Source organism: Kitasatospora sp. NBC_00070 (genome assembly GCF_045041205.1).
In the GTDB taxonomy this organism is placed as follows: domain Bacteria; phylum Actinomycetota; class Actinomycetes; order Streptomycetales; family Streptomycetaceae; genus Kitasatospora.
Genome location: NZ_CP108247.1, coordinates 7,696,591 through 7,716,129 on the forward strand (window position 1 = coordinate 7,696,591; position 19,539 = coordinate 7,716,129).

General features: G+C 70.4%; 21 protein-coding genes and 3 pseudogenes. 12 read left to right on the forward strand and 12 right to left on the reverse strand.

Annotation, left to right across the window (positions count from 1 at the left end; genetic code table 11):
* Nucleotides 1-84: 84 nt before the first annotated feature.
* Nucleotides 85-303: an MbtH family protein gene (locus OHV05_RS34950; RefSeq protein ID WP_403046046.1), complete on the reverse strand. Its 219-nt coding sequence runs from the start codon at nt 301-303 to the stop codon at nt 85-87.
* Nucleotides 304-1,168: 865 nt separating this feature from the next.
* On the opposite strand from OHV05_RS34950, the gene OHV05_RS34955 reads away from it, so the two are divergent.
* The 3 genes from OHV05_RS34955 to OHV05_RS34965 all read left to right on the forward strand — a co-directional run bounded on the left by OHV05_RS34955 (nt 1,169) and on the right by OHV05_RS34965 (nt 3,218).
* Nucleotides 1,169-2,308, forward strand: a complete 1,140-nt coding sequence (locus tag OHV05_RS34955; protein WP_405021333.1) for a Ku protein — start codon at nt 1,169-1,171, stop codon at nt 2,306-2,308.
* Between the two features lie 136 nt (nt 2,309-2,444).
* Nucleotides 2,445-2,873 (forward strand): hypothetical protein, encoded by a 429-nt coding sequence (locus OHV05_RS34960; protein ID WP_405021334.1) that lies wholly within the window; start codon nt 2,445-2,447, stop codon nt 2,871-2,873.
* Between the two features lie 156 nt (nt 2,874-3,029).
* Nucleotides 3,030-3,218, forward strand: coding sequence for a hypothetical protein (locus tag OHV05_RS34965; RefSeq protein WP_405021335.1), 189 nt, complete (start codon nt 3,030-3,032; stop codon nt 3,216-3,218).
* 372 nt (nt 3,219-3,590) lie between these two features.
* Here the strand turns inward: OHV05_RS34965 and OHV05_RS34970 are convergent, their stop codons facing one another.
* Both OHV05_RS34970 and OHV05_RS34975 read right to left on the reverse strand, forming a co-directional pair.
* Complete coding sequence (locus OHV05_RS34970) at nt 3,591-5,144, reverse strand: hypothetical protein (RefSeq protein WP_405021336.1); 1,554 nt, start codon at nt 5,142-5,144, stop codon at nt 3,591-3,593.
* Between the two features lie 331 nt (nt 5,145-5,475).
* Nucleotides 5,476-5,850 carry an HNH endonuclease family protein gene (locus tag OHV05_RS34975; RefSeq protein WP_405021337.1) on the reverse strand — a complete coding sequence of 125 codons (375 nt, stop codon included), beginning with the start codon at nt 5,848-5,850 and terminating at the stop codon, nt 5,476-5,478.
* A gap of 559 nt (nt 5,851-6,409) precedes the next feature.
* On the opposite strand from OHV05_RS34975, the gene OHV05_RS34980 reads away from it, so the two are divergent.
* Nucleotides 6,410-6,664: a hypothetical protein gene (locus OHV05_RS34980; protein WP_405021338.1), complete on the forward strand. Its 255-nt coding sequence runs from the start codon at nt 6,410-6,412 to the stop codon at nt 6,662-6,664.
* A gap of 149 nt (nt 6,665-6,813) precedes the next feature.
* Here the strand turns inward: OHV05_RS34980 and OHV05_RS34985 are convergent, their stop codons facing one another.
* Nucleotides 6,814-7,365, reverse strand: coding sequence for a hypothetical protein (locus OHV05_RS34985; protein ID WP_405021339.1), 552 nt, complete (start codon nt 7,363-7,365; stop codon nt 6,814-6,816).
* Nucleotides 7,366-7,499: 134 nt separating this feature from the next.
* Between OHV05_RS34985 and OHV05_RS34990 the strand changes: the two genes are divergently transcribed.
* Together OHV05_RS34990 and OHV05_RS34995 are read left to right on the forward strand one after the other, a co-directional pair.
* Nucleotides 7,500-7,820, forward strand: coding sequence for a hypothetical protein (locus OHV05_RS34990; RefSeq protein ID WP_405021340.1), 321 nt, complete (start codon nt 7,500-7,502; stop codon nt 7,818-7,820).
* Nucleotides 7,810-8,097 carry a hypothetical protein gene (locus OHV05_RS34995; RefSeq protein WP_405021341.1) on the forward strand — a complete coding sequence of 96 codons (288 nt, stop codon included), beginning with the start codon at nt 7,810-7,812 and terminating at the stop codon, nt 8,095-8,097. Before OHV05_RS34990 ends, OHV05_RS34995 begins: the two co-directional genes overlap by 11 nt.
* 90 nt (nt 8,098-8,187) lie before the next feature.
* Here the strand turns inward: OHV05_RS34995 and OHV05_RS35000 are convergent, their stop codons facing one another.
* Entirely contained in the window at nt 8,188-8,691 is a 504-nt protein-coding gene (locus OHV05_RS35000) for a hypothetical protein (RefSeq protein WP_405021342.1), read from the reverse strand.
* A gap of 391 nt (nt 8,692-9,082) precedes the next feature.
* Between OHV05_RS35000 and OHV05_RS35005 the strand changes: the two are divergent.
* From OHV05_RS35005 to OHV05_RS35025, 5 genes and pseudogenes are all read left to right on the forward strand, one after another.
* Nucleotides 9,083-10,086, forward strand: a pseudogene (locus tag OHV05_RS35005) (IS5 family transposase).
* A 93-nt stretch (nt 10,087-10,179) separates the two neighbouring features.
* Complete coding sequence (locus OHV05_RS35010) at nt 10,180-10,917, forward strand: hypothetical protein (RefSeq protein WP_405021343.1); 738 nt, start codon at nt 10,180-10,182, stop codon at nt 10,915-10,917.
* A gap of 145 nt (nt 10,918-11,062) precedes the next feature.
* Nucleotides 11,063-11,683, forward strand: a complete 621-nt coding sequence (locus tag OHV05_RS35015) for a hypothetical protein (RefSeq protein ID WP_405021344.1) — start codon at nt 11,063-11,065, stop codon at nt 11,681-11,683.
* A gap of 847 nt (nt 11,684-12,530) precedes the next feature.
* Nucleotides 12,531-13,169: an IS5 family transposase gene (locus OHV05_RS35020; protein WP_405021345.1), complete on the forward strand. Its 639-nt coding sequence runs from the start codon at nt 12,531-12,533 to the stop codon at nt 13,167-13,169.
* Between the two features lie 3 nt (nt 13,170-13,172).
* Entirely contained in the window at nt 13,173-13,343 is a 171-nt protein-coding gene (locus OHV05_RS35025) for a hypothetical protein (RefSeq protein ID WP_405021346.1), read from the forward strand.
* Here the strand turns inward: OHV05_RS35025 and OHV05_RS35030 are convergent.
* A complete protein-coding gene (locus OHV05_RS35030) occupies nt 13,318-13,806 on the reverse strand; it encodes a hypothetical protein (RefSeq protein WP_405021347.1) in 489 nt (162 codons plus the stop codon). The two genes, OHV05_RS35025 and OHV05_RS35030, sit on opposite strands and share 26 nt — an antisense overlap.
* Before the next feature lie 259 nt (nt 13,807-14,065).
* Between OHV05_RS35030 and OHV05_RS35035 the strand changes: the two genes are divergently transcribed.
* Nucleotides 14,066-14,284 carry a hypothetical protein gene (locus tag OHV05_RS35035; protein WP_405021348.1) on the forward strand — a complete coding sequence of 73 codons (219 nt, stop codon included), beginning with the start codon at nt 14,066-14,068 and terminating at the stop codon, nt 14,282-14,284.
* 606 nt (nt 14,285-14,890) lie between these two features.
* On the opposite strand, the gene OHV05_RS35040 is transcribed toward OHV05_RS35035, so the two are convergent.
* The 6 genes and pseudogenes from OHV05_RS35040 to OHV05_RS35065 all read right to left on the reverse strand — a co-directional run bounded on the left by OHV05_RS35040 (nt 14,891) and on the right by OHV05_RS35065 (nt 19,518).
* Nucleotides 14,891-15,448, reverse strand: coding sequence for a helicase associated domain-containing protein (locus OHV05_RS35040; RefSeq protein ID WP_405021349.1), 558 nt, complete (start codon nt 15,446-15,448; stop codon nt 14,891-14,893).
* Nucleotides 15,449-15,931: 483 nt separating this feature from the next.
* On the reverse strand, nt 15,932-16,546 hold the full coding sequence (locus OHV05_RS35045; RefSeq protein WP_405021350.1) for a S8 family serine peptidase: 615 nt from the start codon (nt 16,544-16,546) through the stop codon (nt 15,932-15,934).
* A 304-nt stretch (nt 16,547-16,850) separates the two neighbouring features.
* A pseudogene (locus OHV05_RS35050) lies at nt 16,851-17,267 on the reverse strand (protease inhibitor I9 family protein); the annotation flags it as partial.
* 277 nt (nt 17,268-17,544) lie between these two features.
* Nucleotides 17,545-18,483: a phosphotriesterase gene (locus OHV05_RS35055; protein ID WP_405021351.1), complete on the reverse strand. Its 939-nt coding sequence runs from the start codon at nt 18,481-18,483 to the stop codon at nt 17,545-17,547.
* The gene (locus tag OHV05_RS35060; protein WP_405021352.1) at nt 18,480-18,917 is read right to left on the reverse strand and encodes a carboxymuconolactone decarboxylase family protein; all 438 of its coding nucleotides are present in this window, start codon (nt 18,915-18,917) and stop codon (nt 18,480-18,482) included. Before OHV05_RS35060 ends, OHV05_RS35055 begins: the two co-directional genes overlap by 4 nt.
* Nucleotides 18,914-19,518, reverse strand: a pseudogene (locus tag OHV05_RS35065) (DUF4865 family protein). Before OHV05_RS35065 ends, OHV05_RS35060 begins: the two are co-directional and overlap by 4 nt.
* Between the last annotated feature and the right edge of the window lie 21 nt (nt 19,519-19,539).

Here is a 19,539-nt window from a genome sequence, read left to right on the forward strand (position 1 = left end):
ACCGGGAAAATGCGTTCGAATCTCCGGGGAGCACTGGACCCGGCAGCGAACGCTCGCGCCAGTCCGACGGCGCGTCAGCCCGCGTCAGCCGGCGTCGGCCTCCATGGCTGCCACCAGGCTGGCGGGGCGCATGTCGGTCCAGGCGCTCTCGATCAGCTCCAGGCAGTCCTGTCGCGAACCCTCTGCCCCCACGCGCCCCCAGCCCCCCGGCAGGTCGAGCTGTGCGGGCCACAGCGAGTACTGTGCCTCGGAATTCACCAGTACGACGAAGCGTCCGGATTCGTCATCGAATGGATTGCTCATAGGTCCCCACCCCTTGTCGGTAGTTCGTCGCCCGTCCTCGACAGGCCGTGGTCCCGAGTGCGCCGGTGCGCGTATCCCCGATTTGCATGCGCCGGGCCCGGGCGTGCGGGCCGTGCGGGCCGTGCGGTACCCGTGACGGCGTACAGCTTCCCTCGGAAAACATATCTATGCATGTCACTTATGAAGATTAATCCTGGGCAACATGGGCCTTGCGATGATCGCCGGAAGCCAATCGGTCATGTGCGCGAATGGAGCGGCATCTTTGTCATATGCCTGTGGCCAGTCCAGGCCGTGCACTTGATGTCGAGACATCGATTAATCATAGTCTGTCCATATTTATCCACCAGGGGTTGGCCGGCGTGCAGCCGGGCACGTGATTGCTCCCCTGGCCCCTGTTCACTCCGGTGGCGCCTCCGCGCGCCTCATCTGCGCCTGAGTGCACCGGGTGATCCGGGCATCGGTCGGCCGACTGTCCGCTCCCGTTCGCTGGCAACAGCCCGTCGCCGGCGCGGGGGCAGGGCCGGGTGCCGGCCGGCCGACGGCCTCGGGCGGGGGCGCGCTGTGCAGGTTTCTCCGATGTGCCATGACGCAGTACCACCTCCAGGTCCGAGTCAGCCCCCTATCGACCAATCCGATCAGGTGTTCGAATAAGATCGCAACTCGTTACCGCAGGTAGAGCAGCCGTGACGCCCGTCCGGCGTCGGCTGGTGAGCGTGCGGCAAGGCCGTTGCCTTGGTCTCCCCGACCGACCCGCCGACCGGTGGCGACCGGTGCGGAGACCACCCAGAGGCGTCCGGGTGGTGAGGATCCGGGCGGGGTGGTGCTATTCGTTCAGGGGGTCCCGCGGAGTGTGAGGGAGCCGGTGATGGCCAGGCCGATCTGGTCGGGTGTGCTGAGTTTCGGGCTGGTGACGGTGCCCGTGGCGTTGTACTCGGCGACGCAGTCCCATTCGGTGTCGTTTCGGCAGTTGCAGCGCGGGACGGCGGACCGGGTGCGCAACAAGCGGGTCAATGAGCGCACCGGTGACGAGGTGGGGTTCGGCGACATCGTGAAGGGCTACGAGCTCACCGAGGGCCAGTACGTCGTCGTCGAGCCCGAGGAGCTGGAGCGCCTGTCGCCGGGGCGCTCGAAGACGATCGAGATCACCGCGTTCGTCGACCTGGCGGAGGTGGACCCGATCTTCTTCGACACCACCTACTACATGGGCCCCAAGGGCAAGGAGTACGTGAAGGTCTATCACCTCCTGCTGAAGGCCCTGGAGAAGTCGAACCGGGCCGGGCTGGCGCTGTTCGCGATGCGCGGCAAGGAGTACCTGACCGCGGTGCGTGCCGAGGGCGGGCTGCTGGTCGCCCACACGATGCACTTCGCCGACGAGGTCCGTGACCCGCGCCGCGAGGTCGACAACCTCCCCGACCAGGACGCGGCCGTCAACGACCGGGAGCTCGCCGCGGCGCAGCAGCTGATCGACATGCTGGCTGTGGACTGGGACCCGGAGGCCTGGCATGACGACTACGCCGAGCAGGTCCGGGCGCTGGTGGAGGCCAAGGCGGCGGGGGAGGAGATCGCGGTCTCCGAGGGCCCGGCGGAGAAGGCGACCAACGTGCTGGACCTGATGGAGGTCCTCAACCGCAGCCTCGAGAGTGCCGGTACCCCGGCCAAGGCAGCCAAGACCACCGCGAGTGGAGGCGGCGCTCGCGCGGCGAAGTTCGCCGGCCGTGCCTCGACGGCTTCTGCCGGTTCCTCCTCGGGTCTGGCGCCGAAGGCTGTCGGGGGGAAGAAGACCACGTCCGTGAAGGCCGCCTCGTCGAAGCCGTCCACCAGCGCGACCGGCAAGCGCCGCAGCGCGGCGGCCGGCCGGGCGAAGGAGGACCTGGGTGCTCTCACCAAGGCGGAGTTGTACAAGCGGGCCACTGACCTCGGCATCGCCCACCGCTCCACCATGACCCGCGACGAACTCCAGAAAGCCGTCGCCAGTGCCTCCCGCCACCTGCGTGCCGCCTCCTGACACGAGAGCGGCCCGGGACGTGCGGCGCGGGGCTGCCCCGGGATCGTCAGTGGGCCCGGCTACCGTCGCGCACGTGAGCTGCGAACCTCCTCCCACCGACCCGGGCCCTCCCGGCGTGATGCCAGTGGACACCCTGGTGGCCGACGTCGTCGCCGACACAGTGCTCACCGCCGATCTGGCGGCCGGCCGGTGGCTGGCTGCCGAGCTGGACCGCCAGGGCGACCAGGTGTTGTGGGAGGGGCTGCTCGCTGTGCTGCGCCCACTGGCGGCCCGCCCGTTCCACGGCAGGTCGGAGCAGGAGGGCGTGGAGTACCTGCGGCGAATCGCACGGGGGCCCTGCGATCCGGTGACCGCCTGCTGCTTGGGTCTGTCGGCTGCCTACCGGGAGCTCGGGGAGTACGCCGCGCACGAGGTCTGGGAGCGCGCCCCCGCTGACTTGCACCGGCCGGTGTTTCTGCAGAAGCTCGTTTCCTATTGCACATCGATCGGCACGCCGGAGGGGGAGCGTCTGCGTGCGGCCCAGGCCGTCGCGTTGTCCCGCGGCGTGTACCGCAACGGCCCATAGTCGAAGGCGATGAGCCGCTCGCTCTCCCGGCTGCTGCTACCCTCGGTCGCCCCCGCGTCGGCGACCGGGAACTGGGCAGGTCAAAGCCGGTGACATACAGGTGGGGCCGATCTACAGTGCGCTGTACACGATCAGCGAGAGCGGGGAGGCCGGCCGATGGCAGGCGAACAGCGGCGGGACAGCCTGTGGGGCGCGGTGCCGGACTCCGAGTGGGACGCGGTAGGCGGGGACAGCAGCTGGGGCTTGGCCGACTTGGCCTGGGGCGGCTTCGCGGCCGACAGCGTGTGGGGCGTGAGCGGGCGGGACAGCTCTTGGGGGCTGACCGATTCGAACTGGGGCGGGTAGGCTCCCGCCACCACACTGCCGGGGCGGGCCCCACACCCCCTGGCGCAGCCGGCGTCTGGCCGAGCAGTAGCCAGGCGCCACCGTTGGGTCCCAGGCAGCGCCTGGGACCCAACGTCGTCTCCGGGGCGGTACTGCTCCGGCCGTCAGGCGCCGGCGCCGCTGTGGAAGCGCACGGTCAGGCCGTACTCGATCGCGATGATGACCTGATGCCTGACCTGCAAGGGTGCCACCACGGTCCGGGCCTGCGAGTCCTGGAAGAAGAAACACGTCGTCCATTTGTTCGCGATGCAGGGGCACGTGCGGGGCGAACTTCCCCGTGCGGCCCGCGCGTTCCCTGGGCCGGGGTCATGGCCCAGGGGAACGCGGGTGCCATCAGCTGTCCTGTGCGTCGTCCGGCTTGCGGAAGCGGTGCAGCAGCAACGCGCCGATAGCTGTCAGGAGTGCGCCGGCGCCGGTGGAGGCGCCGATGGGTGCGCCGGTCTCGGCGAGCCGGCCGACGTCGCCGGACCCGCCCTCGTCACGGGTTTCGCCGTCGGGGTTGACGTGCGGGTGGATGACGGGCGTGACCGGGTCGGGCCGGGGAACCGGCCGGGGTTCGGGCTTCGGCTCCGGCTTCGGTTCGGGCGTCGGTTCGGGCTTGGCGTTGGGGTCGGGGACGTTGACGTTGAACGTGGTCGCGGAGTCGATGGAGCCGTCCCCGTGAGTATTCTCGGCCTTGCCGACCAGCAGCCCGAACGCGGAATCCGGGTCGACCCTGTACGTCACCGTCCAGGCGGTGGCCCAGGTTTCGCTTTGCGTAGCGGCCATGCAGGTGGCGGTGGATCCGTCGTCGGCGATGATTTTGGCGTGGGTGCGGTCCTCGCAGGGGGAGATGTCGGTGATGACGACACCGGGCGGGGCGGTGAAGACGACCCGGTGGGTGTTGTATGCCGCAGTGCCGTCGAGTTGCTTCAGGGTGAAGTCCGCCGTCCCGGTCTGGCCGCGCCGGGTGCTGGGCACCGCGTCCTGGGTGAGCCGCCCGAGCGAGTCGGGGACGTTGACGTTGAACGTGGTCACCGATGCGGAGGAGCCGTCCGCCGCGAACAGCTCGGCACGGCCCTGCAGGAGACCGAACGCCGAATTGTCGGAGACGTAGTACGTCACCGAGTAGGCCGTCGCCGAAGACCCTGCCAGGGTGGTGCAGGTGGCGGAACCGGCGTCGGGGGCGATGTCCTTGGCCGCGGCCGTGGGGCAGGTGACGTCGGAGATCCCGATACCGGCCGGGGCGGTGAAGACGACTTTGCCTGCGGTGACCGCGCTGCCGTCGGCCTGCTTCAGGGTGAAGGTGGCCGTGCCCTCCTCGCGGCGTTTGCTGGTGGGCACCGCGTCCTGGGTGAACCGCTCCCCGGCCCGGGGCTTCCGCGGCTCGGCGTCCGGCTTGTGGGGGGTTCCGGGTTCAGCCGGCAGGGCGGGGTTCGGGCCGGTGGGTGCCACCCCGGCGGCCGGCACGGCTGCGGGTACGGTCCCGACCGCCACCGAGGACGCCACCGGGGACGGCACCGGGGCCGCTGCGACGGCCTCCGGAACGGCGACCGGCCCGGCGGCCTTGGTGGCCGTACCCGCACCGGTGGTGGCGGCCCGGACAGGGGCGGCCAGCCTGGCTGCCGCAGTGGTGGTGGCCTTCTCGGCTGGCGGCTGCAGCGTGGCCGGAACGGTGACGGCCTTGGCCGCGGACGGCTTCGACGGGCCGGTGGCCGGCAGATGCCTGGTCAGGGCGTTGCGGGCCGGGGCGCTCAGGACCTGCTTCACGGGAACGGCCGCGTCGTGCGCCGCGGCGCGTTCGCGGTGTCCGTCGCCGACTGCCGCGGCCGCGGTCCCGGCGGCGGGGGCCAGAAGCCCGGCAGCGACGACCAGGCCGGCCAGGGCCCGGGTGTGGTTCTGCGTCATGGGTGTGTTTCCCAGAGGGTCGTGTGCCGGTGTCGTGCAGCCGCCCGGTTGGCGTCGCACGCACACAAGACCATTCCTAGGACAATCGGACGGACATTGGCCGGTGCGGATGAGGCGTGTTCACTCGTTTGCCGCACCGCACTGGGCTGGATGCCGGATCCTGCCGCTACCTGTGTTCCAGGTCGTCGGGCCGGTCGCGCAGGAAGGCCCTCAGCTGCACAGGCACGACTTCGCCATCTCATCCCCGGCTCCCACAACTCGACATGCCCGTCCCACCACGCCGAACCAACCACCGGGTAGATCGAAGACGACCCCTGAGCCCCTACCTCCGTCAGCGGGCGAGGGTGACGGTGAGGTCGGTGTTGTCGCAGTCGGAGGCGAGGTTGCGCAGGGCGTTGTGTTCGGTGGGGTCGACGGTGAGGTTCCAGCGGGTCTTGATGGCGGTCCAGTCCTGCAGGTAGGTGCAGCGGTAGGCGGTGGCGGTGGGCAGCCACTGGGCGGGGTCCTTGTCGGCCTTGGACCGGTTGGACTGGAAGCTGACGCCGATCAGCGCCCGGGGCTCATCGAGGTCGTTGGCGTAGGTCTGGCGCTCGGCGGCGGTCCAGGCAGATGCTCCGGAGTCCCAGGCCTCGGTGAGGGGGACCATATGGTCGACGTCGATCTTCGAGGCGTCGGTGTGGTGACGTCGTCGTACAGGGACAGCCACTGCCCGCCGGTCAGCGCGCACTTGGCGCCGACCGTCGGCGCGACAAGCGCCTCGGCGAGGATGACCTCCTTGCGGGCGTCGCACCCGTCGCGGTCGGCGTCCACCCAGTGCCGGAACGCGCTGCGGACGTATCCGGTGCGGTCCTCGTCGGCTTCGGTGAGCTGCTCGATCGCCTCGTACAACGGCACGGTGACGATCTGTCCGTCCTCCCGCCGCGCCCCAGCCGGGGATCCGCCGGCGGCCTGGGCGGGCGCGGCGGCCAGGGTGGCGAGCAGGGCCGCTCCCGCGGCGATGGTGAGCGCTGTCCTGGCCAGGGCAGGGATCCGCAACGTGACTCCTTCGTCGACGACTTGTCGTGGACCTTCCTATCGCCCTGGTACGGATCTTGAGTACCCGTCAGCTGGCGGGCCACCCCAAAGAGGGAGAAGTCATATCGGCCCGCAGCCGTCCGCGATCAAGGGCCTGCTGCCAGGCCGCGACCGCGACCAGGACGGGCATCGCGTACTGCTATGGCTGTCAGTCGTAGGTCAGGGGCCGCCACTGGTACGAGACGGCATTCATGACGAGCCCGCTCCTGACCCAGGTTGCGCCAGCGATCGAACCGTTCGCCCTCTCACCGGGCCCGGAAGCCCGGGCTGCACTGAGGCCCGGTATGGACGTGCGTGAGGTGGCGTGGCCCTTCACTGAGGTGGACATCACCGACCTCGACGCCTTCATCGACAGGTGGCCCACCTGGCTGGCCAACGCCGCAAACGGACAGCTGAACCAGCCCAGCACCATGCCGGAGCAGCCGACACAAGGAACCTGGAGATAACCACGAAGCGGAGGCCGGGTCCGCCCGGAGCACCTCACTATCAGAGTTGCAAGAAGCCGTTACCCGCAGGGTGACGGCCTCTTGCAACATCCCGATCCGGTTCCCCAGCGCCCGGCCCTCCCTGACGCTGCGCCAGGGTGAGCACTGGGTCAGGCTGGGTCGGCCGGGATGAGGGTGATGCCGTTGTCGGTGACGATCAGGATGTTGCCGTCCTGGTCCTGGCCGGCGCAGTCGGGGCAGCAGTCCTCGGCCGAGAGCAGGCCTGCTTTGTACGGGTCGGGGGCGAGGACCAGGCCGAGGGCCCACACGCAGGCTGTGCGGCGTTCGGCTTCGGTGAGTTCGACTGCGACGGGGTGGACGGCCTCGTCCGGGAGGCCGGAGCCCCAGGCCCGTTGGTAGAGGGCGGCCATGGTGTTGAAGGCGGTGCTCTGGGGGCTGTTGTGGGCGAGCAGTTCGTCGGGGAAGCCGCCGTAGGTCTCGGACACGATCAGGCAGGCCCAGCCGACCAGGCAGGCGGTGGTGGCCGGGTCGGCGGCGACCGGTTCCAGCCCCTGCTCGATGCACGGCTTGCAGTCGTCGATCGTCGCGTCGTAGAGCGCGGCCACCGCAGCGAGGTTCACCGGCAGTCTCGGTGAGGGGTAGGGGATGGAGTACCTGCGGGCGTTGTCTTGGCTGTGGTCGTGCACGTGGTCCGCCGGCATCTGCCGCTCCTCGGCTCGAAGGCTGTCTTCCCAGCCTTCCATCACCCCCGCGCCCGGCGGGCACGGTCACCCGATCGAGGGCCGTCCGGGCTGTTCCCGCCCGCAGGGGCGGCCGGGCAGGGGATGATCGGCGGGTGCTCGCTGACCTGACCACTGCCCGACGGCGGCTCGGCGGTGCCGCCCGCGAGCGCGGCAGCCTGCTCGGGGCCGGGCTGGTGATCTGGTGCGACACCCTGGCCGCCCCGCAGAGCGTGGACGAGGTGACCGCCGACCTCACGCTGCTGGAGATCCCCCACCTGGCGCTCCCGGTCGCCCGGGCCACCGCGGCGGCCCGGCCTGCGCCCCCGGCCCGGCGCCGACGTCCGGATCGCCCAGGGCCGGCCGCTGGAGGCGGTGCGCCGCCAGGCGCCGTCCCTGCTCCGCTCGGCCGCCCACGGCGCACCGGTGGACAGTGAGTTCGACCTGGCGGTGTGGGACCTGGACTCGGACGGGGTCGCGGTGCCGGCCGGGGCGGTCCAGGGTTACGCGGCGGACTGGCCGCACTGGCTGGGTTGGCAGGCCACCGAGATGGGGCTGACCTGTCCCTGCCGGAGCGACCTGCGCCCGCAGGCGCCGGACGACTTCCGCCGGGCGTTTCGGGTGCCCGGCGGAGGGCTGGGGTGGCCGCTGCGGCTGCTGTGCGAGGGGTGCCGCTGGGACCTGGCCGACCCGGCCTCCGCCGACAGCCGCTGACCCGCCCGACCACGATTAACAATCTTGGCGAGCTCCCTGCGGCCGGTGAAGGCCGTGCCGGCGGGGAGCCCGCCGAGGTTCGTCAGGCGGTCAGGCGATCTTGAACAGGACGGTGGCGTTCTTGCCGCCGCCACCCTCCCAACTGCAGGAGCGCCCGGCCGGGGCGTCGCAGCCGTAGGAGTTCGAGCCGGAGAACGGGTTGTTCCAGCGAATGGTGAGGGTGCCGCCACCCTCCATCGAGTACACCGCCTGGCCTTCCGTCCCGGTGGCGAACCCCTGGGACTCGGTCTGCCAACTGGCCACGGTGTAACCGCCGTTGGAGCCGATCGTGTAGGGAAGCTCCTGGCCGCTGCTCCAGATGCCGTGGGACAGGCTCCAGCTGGGGTTGAACAGAGAGAGCCTGGAGGCGTTGGCGACGTTGACCTTGACGCTCCGCAGCGGAGTGACGGCCGCGACGGAAGCGGAGTCGGCGTGCACCGCGGCAGTGGGCGCGGCCTGTGCGGCTGGGGCGAGGACCGAGCCGGTGCCGGCGACGGCGGCCAGCGTCAGTGCCACGGCGGACAGACGGCGAGAAGGTGCGGGGCGTGCGAACATCTGAGGCCTCTCTGAGGGGAACAGCGAAGATCGTTTCCCCGCTCAGGCCATCGTTCGTGCTCCGCCCGTAGGCCGTCCATCGTGGAAGACCACGGGATTAGGCCACGGCGAGCCGTCCGGTCGTCCTCCCGCTCGCTTCTCCGCGCCCGGTCCGGCCGCCCCGCCGAGCCCGGAGCAGCTGGATCGCCAGGCGCGGAACGGCGTCCCGGCGGAGGCTTCCACCACACCCTCGACCCCGACGCCGTGCGGCCGTGCCGGGTGGAGGCTGACCCGCCCGCCGTCGGAGCTGCTCAGCTGGGGCCGTCCGCTGCCGGCTAGGGAGCGTATCGAGTCGTGATCAATCTGTGGGATGTGCCTTCGTGGCACGGCCCGGTCCGGTAGACCGTCTTGCGTGACGCGAGTTCAACTGACTGATGATGAGTGGGAGTTCATCGAGCCGTACCTGCCGATCGGCGAGTACGGCCCGTACCCCGAGCGGCTGCGGCAGCAGTTCGAGGGTGTGATCTGGCGGTTCAAGACGGGCGGGCAGTGGCGGGAGATGCCGACGGAGTTCGGCGCCTGGTCGACCGTCCACAACCGCTTCCGGCAGTGGCGCAACGCCGGGGTCTTCGAGGCCCTGCTGGAGGGCACGATCGCGGAAGCCGCGAAGCGCGGTGAGGTAGATCTGTCCCTGGTCAGCATCGACTCCACCACCGCCCGGGCCCACCACGACGCGGCCGGCATGCACCTCGACGGGGACGTCGTCACCGCCCTGGAGAAAGCCGCCGCCGAGGAGGAGAAGGCTAGGTCAAAGGGGGCGGCCTCGAAGAACAAAGCGGGCAGGAGGCCGAAAGCGATCCCGCGCGAGAGGAGCGAAGACGCATCCGGCGTCGGCACGGACTCCGACTGAAGGCCGCCCTGCTCGGCAGGTCCCGGGGCGGACTCACCAGCAAAATTCATCTCGCCGCGGACCGCGGATGCCGTCCGCTTGCACTTGTCCTGACCGCCGGACAGGCCGGGGACAGCCCGCAGTTCATCCCCGTTCTGAAGAGGGTGCGGGTGCGCGGGCCCGTCGGCCGTCCCCGCACCCGGCCGGACGCGGTCGCCGGGGACAAGGCCTACTCGTCCCGCGGAAACCGCGCCCACCTGCGTAAACGCCGAATCAAGGCGGTCATCCCGGAGAAGAAGGACCAGGCCGCCAACCGGAAGAAGAAGGGCTCCGGAGGCGGCCGCCCCGTCAGCCACGACGCCGACCTCTACAAGGAGCGGAACACCGTCGAGCGCGCGATCAACAGGATGAAGGCGTGGCGCGGCATCGCCACCCGCTACGACAAGACTCCGGGCAGCTACCTCGCCGGCCTCCACCTCCGCGCCTCGATTATCTGGATCAAGGACCTCACGCGAAGCTCCACTTGATCACAACCAAATACGCTCCCTAGGGCGCGGGTGTGCTGGGGGTGGACCGGCACACCGGTGCAGCAACTGGGAGGTTGTGTGCTAGGAACAGGCATGGCATTGAAGATCGAGCGTACTGACGCGCGTACGTGGCCCGACGAGCAACTGAAGGAACTCTTCAGTGAGGGCTTCCCGGAGTTCATCACCGCTGACCGTCTGGTGAAGAACTACATCGGCAGGGTGAGTGAGTGGTTCGCCGCTCTGGACCTCACCCTGGTGGACGAGCATGAGGTGCCGGTCGCATCGGGATGGGGTGTACCGATCCACTGGGACGGCCTGACCGAGACGCTCCCCACCGGTTACACCCAGGCCCTCGTCCGCGCGGTCGAAGGCCGCGAGCAGGGAACCGAGGCCAACACCCTGGTCATCTGCGGAGCAGTCGTCACCCCGTCCCTCAAGGGGCGCGGGCTGGCAGGAGAGGTCCTCCGAGCTTTGCGTCGGACCGCCGAGGAAGCCGGCCTGGCCCAGGTCATCGCGCCGGTCCGCCCGACGCTGAAGGCCCGGTATCCGTTGGTGCCCATCGAGACCTTCATGAGGTGGGGCCGTGAGGACGGGATGGCCCTTGACCCATGGATACGGACCCACCAGCGTCTCGGAGCCGAGATCCTCGCGGCGGCTCCGGCTTCGCAGACGATGACCGGCACGGTTGCCGAGTGGGAACGCTGGACCGAAATGGCCTTCCCCGAATCGGGCGACTACGTGATCCCCGGAGGATTGAGCCTGCTTCGAGTCGATCGGTCCGCCGATCACGGCGTGTATCGAGAGCCCAACATCTGGATGCGGCACAGCTGAGCGGGAGGAGCCTGGCCGCCAGGCCTGAATCAACCCCTCACGAGTAGTGGTGGTCGTGTCGTCGGACCGGTCCCTAAGGGGTGGACTCTGCCAGAGCGCCTGCTGCTGTCGGTGCCGGCCCGGTAGAACGGGGGGTGTGACGGACGTGGGGAAGCAGGAGATGGTCGCAGCGATGTGGCGGGCAGCCGATCTGACCCGGGCCTACCTGACCGAAGACCGCGCGGCGGTGGGGAAGTGCCTTGCCGGGGTGGAGGCTGATGGGCTGGACCGGCTGCTGGCCTGGCTGGTCCTGGACCACGACTGGTTCTTCACCGAGTTGGGGGAGCCGGCGGTGCCAGTGCTCTTGATCGAGGCGATGGCGGCCCTGGCACCGCCGGAATCGGAGTTCGCGGTCACGACCGCGGTGCGCCGGGTCGCCTCGGGTGAGACCGGGCTCGCCGCGGCGGTGGAGGGCCTTCACCACTGTGTGGACCAGGTCCACGCGGTGGCGGTCTGCACAGTGGTCATGCTGGTGGAGGCCTTCGGCCGTGCCGGCGCTCTGGATCTGCTGGACGGGGACGCCGCCGAGTTCGTGAGCAAGGGCTACCGCCGGTGGATGTCGCACGTGATCGAGCGTCAAGTGGTTGGTGTCCAGGCAGCGTCAAACAGCTGGCTGCAGACGTACCGGGCCGCTGAATGTGCCTCATGTGACAGAACGTCTGACTCTGCGCTGGCCTGCGAAATTAGGCTGAGAGCCCGTTGTCCAATCGAGAAGTTCGCTTGGTGATCGAACATGGGCTCCCATACTGCGGCCATGAGCATCCGCTGCACCGAAGGCGCTTTCAGCGTCGCCTCTCGCTGCGCCAAGTCCGACAAAGTATCCCAAATCCGGCACCTGCAACAAGAGGGCACTCAATGAACGGCAACAGGGTAAACAGGTAGCTGACCACAAAGGCCGCCGTCGGGTCTTCCGCTCTCACGTTTGGATCTGAGAGGGCTGCGAAGTCGATAAGGAGAACTACTGCGCCCGCAGCCGCCGACGCCGCGAAGACTGGCCATGCTCGAGCACGCCCGAGCATGAAGCCGAACAAGAGCGCCGGAGCTACGCCCAGCATCAAAAGGCCCAGGAGAACACTCGCGCCCGCAAGGTCATTGGCGAAGAAGACCCTGATGAGCCATGGGCCCACAGCGACCACTCCGACCCAACCCGCAGAGGAAAGACGCACCCAACTTGGAGTCGCCTTGAAGCCCCCCATCACTGACCGATTCCGTGCGGCCTTCACCACCACGCCCCCCAATACGACCTGTCGCTGACATCATCCCCCAACTATTGAACATGTTCAACATGAGTCTGGGGACGTTGTCGCACCCGAGAAGCACGCCTGCCGGTCGAACGAGGAATCCCGGCCTCATCCCGACCGGGTGATCTTCCGGTGATCCGGGCATGAAGGCGGGGCCTCCTGCACAGCTCGTGGGTGCGAAGCCATCCGAGCAGCGGGGAGACCCCGTTGCCGCAGTTCTACGCGCCTGCGTCCCGCGAGTCCAACTCGCCTTCCCCATCGTGTGATTGTCTCGCGCATGTGTACGGGAACGCGGGTGACCGTCCGAGCCGGATGCGGTCCTACCCCTCCGACATGACGGACGCCGAGTGGGCAGCCGTTCGCGACCACCTGCACGTGCCCGCGTGGATGAACGGCAAGGGCGGGCAACCGGAGGGCTACTGCCACCGGCAGATGATCGACGCGATCCGCTACCTGGTCGCGGGCGGCATCACCTGGCGGGCGATGCCGGCCGACTTTCCCGCCTGGGACCGGGTCTACGCGTTCTTCCGACGCTGGCGCGCGGGCGGGCTGATCGGCGAGTTCCACGACCGGCTGCGCGGGAAGGTCCGCGCGAGCGAGGGCCGCGACGCGGAGCCGACCGCGGCGGTCATCGACTCGCAGTTGGTCAAGGGCGCCGCATCGGTGCCGGACGCCTCACGGGGCTTCGACGGCAACAAGAAGATCAACGGACGCAAGCGGCACGTCATCGTGGACACGCTCGGCCTGCTGCTGATGGTGCTGGTCACCCCGGCCGACTGCACCGACCGCGACGCCGCCTGCGGCATGTTGGACCGGCTCCGCACCCGCCACCGGAAGATCACGCTGGTGTGGGCCGACGGTGGCTACACCGGCCGCCTGGTCGACTGGGTGAGGGAGAAACTCCGGGTCACTCTGGAGATCGTCAAACGCTGCGACGATCAGGTCGGGTTCGTGGTGCTGCCCAGACGGTAGGTGGTGGAGAGGACCCTCGGCTGGCTGATGCGCTCGCGGCGGCTGGCCCGCGACTACGAGACGCTGCCCGAAAGCAGTCAGGCCCTCGTCCTGTGGTCCATGACGATGCTCATGGGCCGCCGCCTCGCCCGTCACCGCGAGAAGAAGGTCACCCCTCCGCGCGTCGCGGCGTGAACACCCCAGGACGCTCCTCGGCCCACCAGCCCCGCTCCACCAGCCGCTTCGCTTTCGATCGCACCCCCTCGACCTTCGCCGGCACTCGCGCCAGGCCCAGCCGCCCGGCCAACTCCCCGGCCCGCAGCCCCGCCCCTCCCGGCTCCGCCTCCAGCACGCCCACCAACCGCCGGTAGTCCAGCGCGAGCACGTCCATGCTCAACCCCTCCCGCCACACAGGCACCCCCGACCCCGCCACTGGGACCTTCACAACCACCGGCACCGACACCGGACGCACCGGCTCCTCCACCCCCGGCCCGGCCAGCGCCTCGGCCAGCTCCGCGCAGGCGATAGTCCGCCGCTCCAACACGGCCTGAGCATCGGCCAGTTCGGCCAGCACCCGGTCGACCTCCGCACGGAGTTCTTCGACCCGCACCCGCGCAGCCGTCTCCCGAACCTCCAACAAGCCCATGACCGACGCCACCGACCACCTCCGTGTCATCCCGGACGAACGCGACGGCCCGACTCTTCCTCGGCACCACGGAGTTCACGCCTAACCAGCAGACACCAACCGGTCGCATCCGGAAAGACAACGGCTACTGACAGCCCCAGATAATGGTCGAGGTGGTCTGGGTGGGGGCGTTCGACGAGCTGGACGAAGGTGTGCTCGCCGAAGCCGCCCAGGAAGCGCGCCAGACGGGCCAGGAACCGGCCGCAGCGGTCGACCATCTGGTGCGGACCTGGTGGAGCAGCTGGCGGCCTGGGACCGCGCCAACGGCCTCCTGGGGCAGGAGCTCACCGAGGCCGCGCTCGGGCTGGCGCTGCCGGAGTGGGCGGCCGGCGTCGGCCGGATGGAAGACGTGCGGCGCAGGCAGGCCCGCCAGGCGCTGCTGGAGGCGATCGCCCGGCACCACCACCACGGCGGGCCGCGCCGGGAGCGGCCCGGCCGCCGTCCCTGGTGACCCGGGGGCGGGCCCCGCGGTCTGTGATGGTCTCGCCGGGTGGCGGGTGGGGATCTGGCGGGTGCGCAGTGGGATCGGCTGAATCCGGTGTTGCCCGGCGGTGATCGGAGTAGCGTCACCCCTATGAAGCCTCTCCTAACCGGGCTCGCGGCAGTGCTGCGGGCGGTGTCAGCGAAGTTCCGCCGGCCTACTCCCGACTACCTCCAGTTCGAAGCCGACCGTCGGCAGAGGATCGAGCGCGGGCGCGCCGTGGCCAGTCACCGCTCCGTCCCCCAGTACGTAGGCGGCTCTCTCTCCAGCAGAAGGCAGTGAAGCGCTGAGGGCCCCCGAAGATCGGGGGCCCTCAGCTTTGTCCTACCTTGTCAAAAGTCCCGAAGAAATCCCTCGGCCACTGATGGTTAAAGCTGTGTGAGTTCCAGGTTTTCGAGTGAGGTTTGGATGAGCACCGACCTGCTGAGTTCGTGAGTGCGGCGGGAAGTTCGGCTCGCTGTTGGCGTGCTGTTCTCGGCCGGTCGGCCGACCGGCCCCGACGGATGCCGACCTGTCCTCACCTGCCGACCTCGTGGGCGCGCGGGGATCACGTGAGTATCTCGAGGGCCCCACTGGCTATGGCACCGCCCACTCGATGCCGTGTTCGGCGAGCTGCGCGAGCTGACCGGCCGTCAATTTCGACCGCCTGGCCTTGGCGTTGTTCAAGAACGCCCCCAGGGCAACTTCCACCACGGCCTGGTCCTCCCCGTCGGCACCGTCCACCCTCTGCCGGTGTGGGCGCGGCACGCGCACATGTCCGTGCTCGGCGACGAACGCCGCCAGCGCCGTCACCCCGAGCGCGAACCGGTCCGACCTGGACGCCCTCGGCTTCGCCTCGGCCGCCGCTTTCGCGGCCACCAGCTCGAGGTCCGCCTCGGTGCCGATCGCCACCAGCAGGTCCTGCTGTTCGGCCTCCAGGCCCGGGTGGCCGGCCCGCTGGGCGAGCGCCCACGGCCGCAGCTGCTCGCCCTCGAACAGCGTGGACTCCGGCAGCTGTGCCCAGTCGACCTGGCCGTCCGACTCCAGCCACCACTGCCTCGCCGCCGCGTAGGCGCGCTGCCAGGTGATCGGCCAGGCGGGGCACCTCCACGGGCTCCTCCTCCGGCGCGGCCCGCTGCTCCGGCGCCGGCGCACCCGCCTCGCCGTCCGGCACCTGCGCCGCCGACCGCAGCTCGGCCAGCCAGGTCCCGATCGCTTACCCGCCCACCGAGGCCCGCGCCGGGGCCGCGAGCGACCCGTCGTGGTCCTTCGCCCACACCTTCGCCCAGGACAGGCCGGCCTCGAACCGCGTGTCGCTCACCGACCAGATCATCTGGAACCCGTCGAGCTGCGTCACCCGCCATCACGCCAGTTCACCCGCCGCATTGTGATGTTCGGGTGCGGTGTCAGCGGGGATGCGGCTTCGCGTCAGCGGTTGCCTGGAGGACGAGCCGCAGGTGGGGCTATGCAGCCGGGCTGGAACGCTGACGCTGGCCCACACCTCTACTGACGTGTGGCCGCATCGGCCGGTGACCTCCCGTCCGTACCTCGCACCCAACGGTGCCCTGCGGTCGGAGGACTGCGGGGCACCGTGGTGGGCGTGGGAGGGGCCCCGGGGTTGGCGGGGGTGGTGCTTGGTCAGAGGCCGCTGGTGTACAGGAGCGTGTTCGGGGTGCCGTCCTCGGGCACCTCGGTGAGGGCGAGCTGGGTGGCGTTGTCCGAGAGCCAGCCGTTCAGGTCTTCGGGGGTGGCTGCGGGGTTGGTCTCCAGGTTGAGCGCGAGGACCCCGGCGACGAAGCCGGAGGACATGGCCGCGGAGCTCTCCGTGGCGGTTCCGCCGCCGCGGTTGGCCGTCAGGACGTCCTGGCCGGGGGCGAAGAGCGAGATGCAGTTGCCGGTCCTGGTTGTTTCGTTGGGGGCCGGCGTGTCGTTGCTGGTGCTCGCGGCGACGGTGATCACCCGCTGCGCGCCGGCGGGGGAGTGCTTGCAGGTGTCCGCGCTGCCGATCACGCCCGGGCCGGCGTCGACGACGAGGAGGACCCCGGCGTTGCTGACCGCTTCCGCGGCGGCGTTCAGGGCCTCCGACTTGTCCGAGCTGATCGAGATGTCGGCGACCGCGGGCTTGGCGGCGTTCTTGGCGACCCAGTCGGGGCCGGCGATCACGTTGGCGACCGGGGCCACGTTGTCGCAGCCCGTGATCCTGACGCTGACGAGCTTGGCCTGGCGGGCCACGCCGGTGCTCGCACCGCCCACCGCCCACCGCTCCGGCGATCGCGGTACCGGTGCGGGTGCTCTGGCACTTCTGGCCGTTGCCGCCGTCTCCTGTGGCGTCGAAGCCGGGCACGGCCCGGCCGCCGAACTCGCTGTGGGGGTAGTCGATGCCGGTGGAGAGGACGTACACGCTGACGCCCGCCCCGGTGCGGGTGACGTTGAACTTGCCGTCCAGCGGCAGCTGCTGCTGGTCGATCCGGTCCAGGGCCCACGTGCCGTCCACCGCCCGGCCCGCCTTGTCGGCCGAGGTGGCCCGGACCGACCGGGTCGCGCGGGCGACCGCGTCCGTCTCCACGGCCTCCACGGCGGCCTGGGCGCGCACCCGGTGCAGCTGCTGCTCGTCGAGGTGGGCGGCGAAGCCGTTCAGGGTGGTGCGGTAGACGAACTGCGGGGTCACCCCCACCGCACGGAGCACGGTGTCGGGGTCGGTGTCCTTCTTCACGGTGACGATGTAGCGGTCCGCCAGGGCGTCGGCGACCCGGTGCAGGGGCGCCGGATCCGCGGCGGCCCTGGTGGCGAGGGTCTGCGGCCCGGCCAGCGCCGAGGCGCCGGGCCCCGAGACCAGGGGGACGAGCAGCAGGGCGGCAAGGAAACGTAGCGGGCGGGCAGACGCATTCGGCACTCCGATCACGGCATGGGGGCACGAGCGCGCGCCGGCCAGGGACGGCACCGTGACCACGCGCGTACCGATTACTTCGGACACGACACGCCTCCACTTGAGGTGCCCCCGTCCCAGCCCGCGCAGCCGCCGGACCGGTGGCCGACGGCAGGAAGGACGGACCTCGGTGTGTCCGCCGTCGCCAGGACGGCTTGGTGACGGCGGTTTCGGTTCTCATGCCTTCAGCCTTTGGAACCTCGATTGCCCGAACCATCAGCGGCTGTTCCTCGCATCGAGGTTATGGGTCAGCACCGCTGATGGTTCTTCACATCCCAGCCCGGCCGCTCGCGCATCGGGTCCGATGCACCCGGACGGGAAAAGCCTATCCGGCGGCCATGGTGAAGGCCCGCGCCGGGTTGTGGACCAGCAGCAACTCGGCTGCATCCGTGCCCAGTTCACGGGCGATCCGGGGCCGTAGTCCGTCGAGCAGGTGCGGCATTCCGGGCCCCTCGCCACCGGCGGCGAGGCTGCGGGCCCTGGCGGTGGTGGTGTCGCCCCCGAGCAGCAGCTGCCGGCCGTGGCCCGCCTCGACCAGGGTGGACAGAGCGTCGAGCAGGCGCCAGTCGGTCGCGTGATGGGCCCGCGTTGGGCCGTCGAAGGCCAGGTACGCACCGCGCTCGGCAGCCTCGCGGTGCAGCCGGAGGTCGGGGAACCGGTTGAGGTGGCCGAGGATGACGCGTTGCGGCGGCACCGACAGGTCGTCACACAGCAGCGCCAGCACGTCCGCCGCCGCCGTGCCCTGCTCCAGGTGGGCGCCGATCGGAGCACCGGTGGCATGGTGCGCCTCCGCCGCGGCGGCCAGCACTGTGCGGGCGTGCTCGTCCAGCCCGTGGAAGCCCCCGGCGACCTTCACCAGGGCCGCGCGGGCGGGGAGCGGCGATCCGTCGTCGTCGTGCAGTCCGACCGTCAGCTCGTCGATGAACAGCCGCGCCGCGTTCCTCAGGACCGCCCGGACCACCCCCGGCGGGTAGTGCAGGGCCTGGTGCAGCCCGGTCGCCGCCAGCACATGGACGCCGGTGGTCCGGGAGAGCGCAGCGAGGTGCTCCGCCCGGCGACCGAGACCGTAGGGGGTCCACTGCACGACGGTGCCACCGCCCGCCGCACGGAAGGCCCGCAGGTCGACCTCGGCTGCGCGGGCGTCGTCGAGTTCCTGGCCGGGCAGCGCCGCGCTGCGGAGGAACAGGTGGTCGTGCGAGTCCACCGCGCCCAACTCCTCGGCCGGGACGTCGCCGAGGACCGTCCGTACCAGTCCGGTGCTCACGCCTGCGGCCGGGACGGAGATGCGGGCTGGGGTGTGACCTGTTCGCCGGACTGCGCGAGCACGCCTGCGGCGACCCGGAGGCCGGCCAACGCCTTGGGCACCCCGACATAGGGGGCGAGGTGCACCAGCACCTCGACGATCTCGGTCGGGGCCATCCCGACCCGAAGGCTCGCGGCGACGTGCTGCGCGAGCTGCGGCTCGACCCCGCCCATCGCGGTCAGAGCAGCGAGGTTGGCGATCTGCCGGTCCCGGAGGGCCAGCCCGTCGCGCTGATAGGTGCCGCCGAAGAGGGCGGTGACGATCCAGTCCGGGAAGCCCGGGGCGAGTTCGTCGAGGGCAGCGAGGGTCCCCTGCTGGGCCTGCTCGTCCTGGAGCGAGGCGAGCATCCGGTAGCCGGCCTCGCGGTCGAGCGGTGCGGCGGTCAACGGGTTCACGGGTGTACGACTCCTGTCAGTGTGGCGAGGCCGGGGGCGGAGAGGTGCAGCACCTCGTAGCGGTCACCGGGCTCGTCCTCGGGCACGGCGGCGGCCCAGAGGGTGAACCGGACCAGCTCCCAGTGGTGCGGGTCCAGGGCGAGGGCGGTGGTGTGGACGCCGGGGGCCGACACCCGACGGGACAGCTCCTCGGCCGCCTGCGCCATCGTCGCGGCCGGATCCTCGCCGTCCGGCACGCGCGTCCGCAGCAGCGTCGCCCGCAGCACGGCGGCCTGCGGTGCGGTCCGTGCGGGCGGGCCGGACGCCGCAGCCGCACCGATCCAGTGGCTGACGGTCGGACGGCCGAAGTCGGCGACCATGCCGCCGAAGCCGGAACCGCCCCAGAGGAAGCGGCCGAGGCCGTCGGTGTCGTTCCAGAGAGGTAGAACGGGGCATAGGCGTTGACCTGCGAACCGTCCGTCCCGCGCGTTCGGAGCAGATAGGCCTTGAGGCCAAGACCGGGGAAGTCGTCGGTGAAGTGCCCCCGGTCCCGCACCCGCTTACGGATGATCTCCATGTCGTAGTCGGCGGGCAGGGTCACGGTGTACTGCATCGCGTGCACAGGTGCCTCCGTAAGGCGTTC